Source organism: Curtobacterium sp. Leaf183 (assembly GCF_001424385.1).
Classification (GTDB): domain Bacteria; phylum Actinomycetota; class Actinomycetes; order Actinomycetales; family Microbacteriaceae; genus Curtobacterium.
This window is the reverse complement of sequence record NZ_LMPO01000001.1, coordinates 251,063-259,364: the sequence shown is the minus strand read 5'-3', so window position 1 is coordinate 259,364 and position 8,302 is coordinate 251,063. Positions and strand designations below refer to the sequence as shown.

Here is an 8,302-nt window from a genome sequence, read left to right as displayed (position 1 = left end):
GGGGGGGGGGGGGGGGGGGGGGGGGGGCGGACGGCACGCTCCTTGCTCGAGGTTCCAGAATTCTGGTATCTCGAGCGCTCGGACCGGCGGATGGTGCGACCTCGACGACGTTCGCGCGGCGAGTTGTGCGACCTCGGCGGGGGACCACGCGCGGCGAGTCGTGCAACCTCGGCGGGGGACCACGGGCGGACTGGCGGCCCGTCCCGCCCGCGCCCGACGTCGCACGACACGCTGCTCAGGTCCGCCGACATCGCCGGATCCGTCGGCCCGGCCCCTCGCTGGCGGCAGTTCGTACGACCTCGAAGCAGCGCAAGCGGCGCGTCTCGCGACCTCGACGCGGCGCAGGCGCGGCGCAGGCGCTGCCCGCTCACGTGTCGTCGGCGTCGGTGTCGGCACGCACCGGCAGGATGGACCCGTGACTGATCTGGTGACCGGGGACGACGGACTGGCCCGCCCCGCCTGGGCGTCGGTCGACCCGATGCTGCGCGACTACTACGACACCGAGTGGGGCATGCCCGTCCGCGACGAACGGGGTGTCTTCGAGCGGCTGTCGCTCGAGGCCTTCCAGTCCGGCCTGTCCTGGCGCACCATCCTCGCGAAGCGCCCCGCCTTCCGCGCCGCCTTCGCCGACTTCGCCCCTGACACGGTCGCGGCGTTCGGCGAGGACGACGTCGCCCGGCTGATGGCCGACGCCGGCATCGTCCGGAACCGCGCGAAGATCCTCGCGACGATCACCAACGCGAACGCCACGATCGCCCTCCGCGCGGACGGCGGCCTGGCGGAGTTCGTGTGGTCGTTCCGCCCGGAGTCGACCCCGCAGCCGACGACGTTCGCCGAGGTCCCGACCACGAGCGAGGAGTCCGTCGCCCTGTCCAAGGCCCTGCGGAAGCGCGGGTTCGCCTTCGTCGGCCCGACGACGATGTTCGCGCTCATGGAAGCGCTCGGCATCGTCGACACGCACCTGGTCGACAGCCACCGCCGCGGCACCTCGGGCGTCTGGTCCTGACCGCTACCGTGGTCGGATGGACGACGCGACCCTGGCATCGACGCTGGTGACCGAGTCGGCGGCACTGGCCGAGCACATGCGCTCCGCCGGGGTCGCTGCCGAGGAGAAGACGTCGGCGTCCGACCTGGTCACGGCGGCCGACCGAGCGGCCGAACGGCACATCCGGGACGTCCTCGAACGCGAACGCCCGGGCGACGGACTGCTTGGCGAAGAGGGCAGCGCCACGGGCGGCACCACCGGTCGACGCTGGGTGGCCGATCCGATCGACGGGACCTTCAACTACGTGTCCGGACTCCCCGCGTGGTGCAGCGCCGTCGCACTCGAGGTCGACGGACACCTGGCGACGGCCGCGGTGCGTCGACCCGTGTCCGACGAGACCTGGGTTGCCGCTGCAGGGCGCGTCGAGTGCAACGGTGTGCCGATCGGACGGCTCCAGGACCGTGCGCTGGCGCTCGGGAGCGTGGCGACCTACCTGCACCCGGGCGACCTGCAGGACCCGCTCGTCATGGGTGTGTTCAGCCACGTCGCGGCTGCAGCGGCGACGGTGCGCATCAGTGGCTCGGGGACGTGCGACCTGGCCGACGTCGCGGCCGGTCACATCGGGCTCTGGGTCCAGTACGACTGCGCCGACTGGGACTGGCTTCCGGGCCGGGCGTTGGTCGAGGGGGTCGGCGGCGCGACCGAGATCGTGCACCGGGCCGGGCGTCGGTGGCACCTCGCCGGATCGCAGCAGGCCGTGGCCGAGGCCGCGGCCCTCCTGCACGCCGTCTGACGACCATCCCGCACCACGGGCGTCGGGCGTCGGGCGTCGGCCGCCGGCAGTCCGCAGCACGGACCGACCCGGGGGTGCCGGACTATCGTCGCGGCATGACGAACGAGCACCCGGACGCCGCCCCGCTCACGACCCGGGTCGCCCCGGTCGACGCCGAGCACGTCGCCGTCCCGATCGACGTCGTGGTGCCCGAGCCCGATGCCCGCGCCGAGGACGCGACGCTCCCCGAGCACGACCCCGCCGAGGTCCAGATCGCCTTCCTGCTGTTCCCCGACCTGACGATCCTCGACCTGGTCGGCCCGGCCCAGGTCCTGACCCGGGTCCCGGGAGCGCGCGTCGAGTACGTCGCGGCGACGCTCGACCCGGTCCCCACCGACACCGGTCTGTCCCTGGTGCCGACCGTCACCTTCGCGGACGCGACACCCGCTGACGTGCTCGTCGTCCCCGGGGGCGACGGGGCGTTCGACGCGATGCTCGACCCCGAGGTCATCGCCTTCGTCCGACGTCAGGCCGAGGACGCGACGTGGATCACCTCGGTGTGCACGGGTGCGTTCGTCCTCGGCGCGGCCGGGCTGCTCGCGGGCAAACGGGCGACGACGCACTGGGCCTCGAAGCCGATGCTCGCCGCGTTCGGTGCCACGCCGTCCGACGAGCGCATGGTCGACGACGGCTCGGTGGTCACCGCGGCCGGTGTCAGCGCCGGGATCGACATGTCGCTCTGGCTCGCCGCCGAGCTCGCCGGGCAGCCCGAGGCCGAACGCATCCAGCTGCAGATCGAGTACGACCCGCAGCCGCCGTTCGACGCCGGGTCGGCCGAGCGTGCCGACGCCCGGGTCGTGACCGAGGCCCGTGCCGCTGCCGAGGGATCGCGTGGCGAGCGCGTCGCGCAGGCCGCCGCGGCGGTCATGCGCTGATCCGCGGTCAGTCGAGCGGCAGCAGCATCTGCGTCGAGGTCACCCGGTACCCGAGCTGCGCGTAGAGGCCCTGCGCGCCGGTGTTGTACCCGAAGACGTTGAGGCCAATGGTGCGCGCGCCCTCGTCCTTCGCGACCTGCTGGCCGAGCTCGAGTGCCCGGCGTGCGTGTCCCCTGCGGCGGTGGTCAGCGGAGATCTCGACGTTGAACACCCACCAGTCCGTGCTGCCGGTCTCGAACGGACCGATCCAGAGGTACCCGACGACGGTGTCCTGGTCGTCGAGGACGTCCCACACGTGGTGACCGGCGAGCGGCTCACCGCCGGGGAACCAGCGCTCGAGTGACTGTTGCTTGTTCTCCTCGGCGCGTTCGCGGCTCTCGCCCGACTGCATCCGCGACCGGACGTACTCCGCCATGGTCGTCGCCAACCAGGCCGGGAGGCTCGTGGCCGGCATCGCCCGCAGGCGCGTGTCCGTCACCGGTTGCCCTTCGACCCCCGGCTCGGCTTGCCCCGCATCTTGCCGCGGCCCGGCGTGGGGCCCTTGCCGGTGTTGGAGTTCTTGCCGCCACCGGACTTGCCGCCGCCCGGGGACTTCGCCTTGGCCTTGCCGCCGACGGTCCCCGCTCCGCCGCCGGATCCGGCCTTGCTGCCGGTGCCGGCCTTGCCGCCCGATCCGGCCTTCGACGCGCCACGGGACGGACGCTGGTCGTCTCCGTCGACGCGGTCCGGGCCTCCCGGCTGGTCCGGCTGACTGCGGGAGCTGTTGGCGGTCCGCCCACGCACCACGCCGATGAACTCGGCCGTGAGGTCCGAGGCGTCCGCTTCGCGCCAGACGAGCGCGACTCGGGTGCCCTCGGCGTCGGCCAGCGGGCGGGCGACGAGGTCCTTGCGGCTGGCCTTGCGGAAGAGCGACTGCGGCAGGACGACGACGCCGACGTCGGCCTCGACCAGGTCGAGCGACGCGTCGAGGTCCGCGGGGACGGGACCGGCGTCGATGACGTGCACGTCGGCGAGGTCGGCGGTGGAGAGCTCCGCCGACTTCGCCAGGGCCGAGTCCTTCGGGGTGGCGACGACGGCGGTCTCGGTCCAGAGCGGGATGGCGTTGTGGGACTCGGAGACGGGGAGCCGGGCGAAGACCATGTCGACGTCGCCGGCCAGGGTGTCATCGACCTCGGACTGTCCGATCGGGCGGAGCAACAGCTCGACGTCGGGGAACCGGTCGCGCCAGACGCGAGCCCACTTGGCGGGGGAGACGCCCGGCACGAAAGCGATGGTGAGTGCCGCGGTCATGCAACCGAGCATAGGGGCCGTACCCTTGTCACCATGGCGCAGGAACAGACGATGAAGCCCGAGACGGCTGCGAAGAAGCTCGGCATCCTGCTGTCGGCCGCTCCGGAGTCCTTCCGCGACGCGCCCGTCACGCGGACCGCCTTCGACGAGCTGCGGACCTCGCCGCCCGAGTGGCTCGAGGACCTTCGCCGCGACGGACCCCACCCGCGTCCGGTCGTCGCGCAGAAGCTCGGCGTGTCGATCTCCGGGCTCAGCCGCTCCGGCATCGACGACGCCCTCACCACGGCACAGATCAAGGACCTGCTCGTCGAGAAGCCCGAGTGGCTCGTGCAGGAACGTGCGACGCAGGCCGCCGTCCACGCCGAGAACGCCCGCGTCAAGCAGGAGCGCGCCGCCAAGACCGCAGCCCGCGCCGAGGGCTGACCCGCCGGCCCGACCCGTCCCCAGGACCGCCCGTGCACCAGACCGTGTCCGACGCACTGCTCGTCGTGCCGCAGTTCGCCTCGGTGTGCTGCATCGTCGGGGACCGGTACCGCCCGCGTCCCGGGGTGATCGTCCCGGCGGCGGTCATGCTCGTCGCGATGCTCATGCCCGTCGTCGACGCCGGGGCCGTGTGGACGCTGCTGGCGGCGACGCTGCTGCTGCTCCTGGCGCCGCTGCCGGTGATGCGACGACGACGTGCGGACGGTCGCCGGGCCGAACCGATGGACGTGCACCGGGCGCTGTCGTCGGTCGTGATGGCCGGGATGCTGCTCATGGGGCACGCCACCGGCCTGGCCGACGGACACGCGGCGCACGGCATCGCGTTGACGGCGGTGCTCGGCGGCGGGGTGATCGGGTACTGCGCGTTCAGTGGGTGGTTGCTGCGGTACGAGTGGGGTCGCGAGGACCGGCGTGCCGTCCGCAGCGGCGAGGTCTTCGCGATGACGGTCGCCGTGCTCGGCATGACCCTCGCGATGTAGCGCGCCCACCTCCCTCGACCGCACGCCGATCGCCCGCGCTACGGTGGGCGACGTGTCCGACCGTGCCGCTCGACCCGACCCAGCGCCGCGACTCGACGAGGTCGACGAGCGCATCCTCTGGACCCTCGCCGCCGACGCCCGGATCCCGAACAACCGGCTCGCGGCCGCGGTGGGGATCGCGCCGTCGACGTGTCTGGCCCGGGTCCGGGCACTCGAGGACGCCGGTGTCGTCCGGGGCTACCGAGCGGACGTCGACATCGCCCGGCTCGGCTTCTCGATCGAGGCGATGGTGTCCGTCCGGGTGCACGCGGCCGCTCGGCACGAGCTCCGGGACTTCGCCAAGCGCCTGCTGCGGGTCCCCGTCGTGCTCGACGTGTCGTTCCTGGCGGGCGACAAGGACTTCCTGGTGCACATCGCCTGCACGTCGACCGAGCAGCTCCGCGACTTCGTGGCCGACGAGCTGAGCGGGGACCCCTCCGTCGCGACGACGCAGACGAACATCGTGTTCGAACGGCTCACCGCGGACCGTGGGCACCAGGCCCGGTCGTACGACGAACTGCGGCGCTGGCGGGCCTGAGCCCTGCCGGTGCCCGGGCTCAGCGCGTGCGGGTCATCGGGACGTGGGGGATCGTGTCCTCCATGTAGTCCTCGCCCGACCGGACGAACCCGAACCGTCCGTACCACTGCTCGAGGTGTGCCTGTGCGCCGAGGACGACGACGGGGGAGCGGGTCTCGGCGAGCGCGGCCTCCATCAGCTGCGCGCCGAGGCCGGTGCCACGCGACCGGGCAGCGGTGACGACCCGGCCGATGCGCTCGGTGCCGTCGGGTTCGCGCAGCAGCCGCAGGGTGGCGTCGACCGAGCCCTCGCCGGCCCAGAACTGCACCGTGCCGGGCTCGAGGTCGCGTCCGTCGATGTCCCCGTACGCGCAGCCCTGTTCGACGACGAAGACGTCCTGTCGCAGGCGGAGGATCTCGTGCAACGTCACGATGTCGAGATTGCGGGTGGGAGCGCTGAAGACCGAGGCCATGCGGGATTTCCTGACGATTGCTTGTGAAGGGGGTTCCGGGATCGCCCCGAGAGGCGTACCGTGCCGGTCAACCACTCTACGTGCGCAGCCAGATCAGGAGGTGAGCGCATGGTCAAGCCGTTGCGCGCACCCTGGCGCGCTGCGATCCGGTACGCCCTGATGGGCACCGGGGTGAGCGCCGCCGCCGTGCTGCTCTCGCTGACCGTCGGCGCGCACGCCGCGTCGGCCGCTGAGCGTGCGCCTGCCCAGGGCCTGGTCAGCGGGGTCGTGCAGGGCCTCGGTGACACCGTCCAGGGCGTCACGAGTGGCGTCGGTCAGGTCGTGAGCACCGCCGTCGAGCCCGTCCAGGCTGCTGTCCCGAAGCCCCAGGGAGCACCGGCGCCCGCAGCACCTGCGCCCGCCGCCCCGGTCCCCGCCGCACCTGCGCCCGCCGCCCCGGTCCAGACGGCTCCGGCCCCGGCCCCGGCTGCGCCAGCCGTTCCAGCACCTGCGGCTCCCGTCGCGGCACCGGCACCGGCCGCTCAGACTCCCGCTGCGTCCGTCCCCGCGGCGCCTCCTGCTCCCGCGGCAGCTGCCACTCCGGCCGCGCCCGCCGGCACCTCGGCGGCACCGGCGCCGGCCCCGGCGACCGCCGCCCAGCCCGCGGAACCGGCCACCGACAGCAGCGCGACCGCCCCGGCGACGCCGGTCGACGCGGCGGCGGCGACAACGGCCTCCCGTCCGCTGACCGACTCCCTGGCCACCGTCCTGCGGCCCGTCACCGGGACCGTCGAGGGCCTGACGGGCGCACGCCCGGTCACCTCGCTCGTGAGCACGCTCGACCACGTGGTCGGCGCAGTGCCCGTCGTGGGCACGGTGCTCGGTGACGACACGCTCGGCACCGTCACGGCACCGGTCACGGGGTTGGTGGACGACACACTCGGCAGCGTCGGATCGGTCGTCGGGGACGTCCCGGACGTCGTGTCCGGCGTGTCGCCGCCGACGGTCCTCCTGCCTGGAGGCCCCACTCCCGTCCTGCCCGCACCCGCGCCCCCGGTGGGCACCGGCTCCGGCACCGCGGGGGCCTCACCGCCACCGGCGTCGTCGGCGTCCGTCGAGCCCGTTGCAGCACCGGTCGCGCTCGCGCCATCTGCTGCCGCCGTGCCGGCTGCTGCCGCCGCCAGCGCGGACGCACCCTCCGCGCCGTCGCCGTCGCGCGCCGTCGTCGGCGTGGCGACTCCGCAGTCGCCATCGGCCAACGCGGCACCCGCGTCCGCCACGCTCGGCGGAACGGCGCTCGTCGTCCCCGACGGCCGTACCCCCGGTGACCAGCCCCTCGGCGGCGCCGGCTCCTCGACCTCCGGCGGCACCGCGAGCTCCGGGTCCGCCGGGGCCGGTGTCATCGGCACCGTCGGCGCGTCCGCCGACCAGGACCCCCTCGCCGCCGGGACGCGCGGCACCATCGCCGACGACGTGGTCCCCACGTCGCTCTCCGGCGAGCACGACGTCGCCCCTGACTGAGATCGGTGCACCTGCCCAGCACGGCAGGAACAGCACCACCGACCGCGACCGCGGTCGTGACATCTCGATCAGGAGTGATGACCATGAACAAGTACGTCTCCAGAGGGCTCTGGTTCGCCCTCTTCGTCGGCGGGTTGACGTTCGGAGGTGCTGCCGCGGCGAACGCTGCGACCACCACCGGCGCTGACGGTGCCGTGTCCGGGACCCAGGTGGCGCCGTCCGTCGACGCCCCCGTGTCCGTCCTCGGCAACGCCCTCGGGGTGCTCGGTGACGCGGTGTCGTCCGCGGCCCCGGCGGCACCTGCGCCGGCTGCACCGTCACCGGCTGCCGTGCCGGCGCCGACCCCTGCCGCACCGGCTGCCGCCCCTGCCGCACCGGCTGCCGCCCCGTCGACGTCCGGGTCCGACGGTGTGGCCTCGGGGACCCAGGTGGTGCCCGAGGTGACCGCCCCCGTGACGGTCGGCGGCAACGCCATCGCCGTCGGCGGCGACGCGGTGGCGACCGCGGCTCCGGCTCCTGCCGCACCGGCCGCGGCCCGCGCGACCCCCGCGGCACCGACGACGTCGGGTGCGGACGCGGTGGCGTCCGGCTCCCAGGTCGCCGGCACCGTACAGGCTCCGGTCGACGTGACCGGCAACGCGATCTCGGTGCTCGGTGACGCGACCTCGACCGCGGTGGCTCCGGCCGCCACGGCCCCGGCGCCGGCCCCGGCCACGTCGGCACCGTCGTCGCCGTCGGCACCGTCGGCACCGTCGTCGCCGTCGGCACCGTCCGAGGCCGCTCCGACCACGGACGGCTCCGACGGGATCGCATCCGGGACGCAGGTCGCT

Annotated in this window: 10 protein-coding genes and 1 pseudogene; 8 read left to right on the top strand and 3 right to left on the bottom strand. The window is 74.0% G+C overall.

All coding sequences use genetic code 11. From position 1 onward, the window contains the following. Positions 1 to 415: 415 nt before the first annotated feature. The 3 genes from ASG04_RS01190 (at position 416) to ASG04_RS01180 (ending at position 2,692) form a co-directional block, all read left to right on the top strand. On the top strand, positions 416 to 1,006 hold the full coding sequence (locus ASG04_RS01190) for a DNA-3-methyladenine glycosylase I (RefSeq protein WP_056119044.1): 591 nt from the start codon (positions 416 to 418) through the stop codon (positions 1,004 to 1,006). Positions 1,007 to 1,022: 16 nt separating this feature from the next. Further along, positions 1,023 to 1,778 (top strand): inositol monophosphatase family protein, encoded by a 756-nt coding sequence (locus tag ASG04_RS01185; RefSeq protein ID WP_056119041.1) that lies wholly within the window; start codon positions 1,023 to 1,025, stop codon positions 1,776 to 1,778. Positions 1,779 to 1,873: 95 nt separating this feature from the next. Beyond that, a complete protein-coding gene (locus ASG04_RS01180; RefSeq protein ID WP_082517708.1) occupies positions 1,874 to 2,692 on the top strand; it encodes a DJ-1/PfpI family protein in 819 nt (272 codons plus the stop codon). Positions 2,693 to 2,699: 7 nt separating this feature from the next. Here ASG04_RS01180 and ASG04_RS01175 read toward each other — a convergent pair whose 3' ends face one another. Both ASG04_RS01175 and ASG04_RS01170 read right to left on the bottom strand, forming a co-directional pair. Continuing rightward, complete coding sequence (locus ASG04_RS01175; RefSeq protein WP_056119038.1) at positions 2,700 to 3,170, bottom strand: GNAT family N-acetyltransferase; 471 nt, start codon at positions 3,168 to 3,170, stop codon at positions 2,700 to 2,702. Then, complete coding sequence (locus tag ASG04_RS01170; protein ID WP_162241678.1) at positions 3,167 to 3,982, bottom strand: LysR family transcriptional regulator substrate-binding protein; 816 nt, start codon at positions 3,980 to 3,982, stop codon at positions 3,167 to 3,169. Before ASG04_RS01170 ends, ASG04_RS01175 begins: the two co-directional genes overlap by 4 nt. 33 nt (positions 3,983 to 4,015) lie before the next feature. On the opposite strand from ASG04_RS01170, the gene ASG04_RS01165 reads away from it, so the two are divergent. From ASG04_RS01165 to ASG04_RS01155, 3 genes are read left to right on the top strand one after another with little or no spacing between them, the layout of a single operon-like run. Continuing rightward, positions 4,016 to 4,405: a DUF5997 family protein gene (locus tag ASG04_RS01165; RefSeq protein ID WP_056119033.1), complete on the top strand. Its 390-nt coding sequence runs from the start codon at positions 4,016 to 4,018 to the stop codon at positions 4,403 to 4,405. 32 nt (positions 4,406 to 4,437) lie between these two features. Next, positions 4,438 to 4,944 carry a hypothetical protein gene (locus ASG04_RS01160; RefSeq protein WP_056119030.1) on the top strand — a complete coding sequence of 169 codons (507 nt, stop codon included), beginning with the start codon at positions 4,438 to 4,440 and terminating at the stop codon, positions 4,942 to 4,944. Between the two features lie 52 nt (positions 4,945 to 4,996). After that, entirely contained in the window at positions 4,997 to 5,521 is a 525-nt protein-coding gene (locus ASG04_RS01155; RefSeq protein ID WP_056120132.1) for an Lrp/AsnC family transcriptional regulator, read from the top strand. Positions 5,522 to 5,540: 19 nt separating this feature from the next. Here ASG04_RS01155 and ASG04_RS01150 read toward each other — a convergent pair whose 3' ends face one another. Then, positions 5,541 to 5,972, bottom strand: coding sequence for a GNAT family N-acetyltransferase (locus tag ASG04_RS01150; protein WP_056119028.1), 432 nt, complete (start codon positions 5,970 to 5,972; stop codon positions 5,541 to 5,543). Positions 5,973 to 6,080: 108 nt separating this feature from the next. Between ASG04_RS01150 and ASG04_RS17240 the strand changes: the two genes are divergently transcribed. Together ASG04_RS17240 and ASG04_RS01140 are read left to right on the top strand one after the other, a co-directional pair. Beyond that, positions 6,081 to 7,472 carry a hypothetical protein gene (locus tag ASG04_RS17240; protein ID WP_056119025.1) on the top strand — a complete coding sequence of 464 codons (1,392 nt, stop codon included), beginning with the start codon at positions 6,081 to 6,083 and terminating at the stop codon, positions 7,470 to 7,472. Between the two features lie 83 nt (positions 7,473 to 7,555). After that, positions 7,556 to 8,302, top strand: a pseudogene (locus ASG04_RS01140) (cell wall anchor protein); the annotation flags it as partial.

What these genes read in the sequence shown, in the direction of transcription:
- ASG04_RS01185 (WP_056119041.1), top strand. Translation starts at nt 1,023, where the DNA reads ATGGACGACGCGACCCTGGCATCGACGCTGGTGACCGAGTCGGCGGCA.
- ASG04_RS01180 (WP_082517708.1), top strand. Translation starts at nt 1,874, where the DNA reads ATGACGAACGAGCACCCGGACGCCGCCCCGCTCACGACCCGGGTCGCC.
- ASG04_RS01170 (WP_162241678.1), bottom strand. Translation starts at nt 3,982, where the DNA reads ATGACCGCGGCACTCACCATCGCTTTCGTGCCGGGCGTCTCCCCCGCC.
- ASG04_RS01165 (WP_056119033.1), top strand. Translation starts at nt 4,016, where the DNA reads ATGGCGCAGGAACAGACGATGAAGCCCGAGACGGCTGCGAAGAAGCTC.
- ASG04_RS01150 (WP_056119028.1), bottom strand. Translation starts at nt 5,972, where the DNA reads ATGGCCTCGGTCTTCAGCGCTCCCACCCGCAATCTCGACATCGTGACG.
- ASG04_RS17240 (WP_056119025.1), top strand. Translation starts at nt 6,081, where the DNA reads ATGGTCAAGCCGTTGCGCGCACCCTGGCGCGCTGCGATCCGGTACGCC.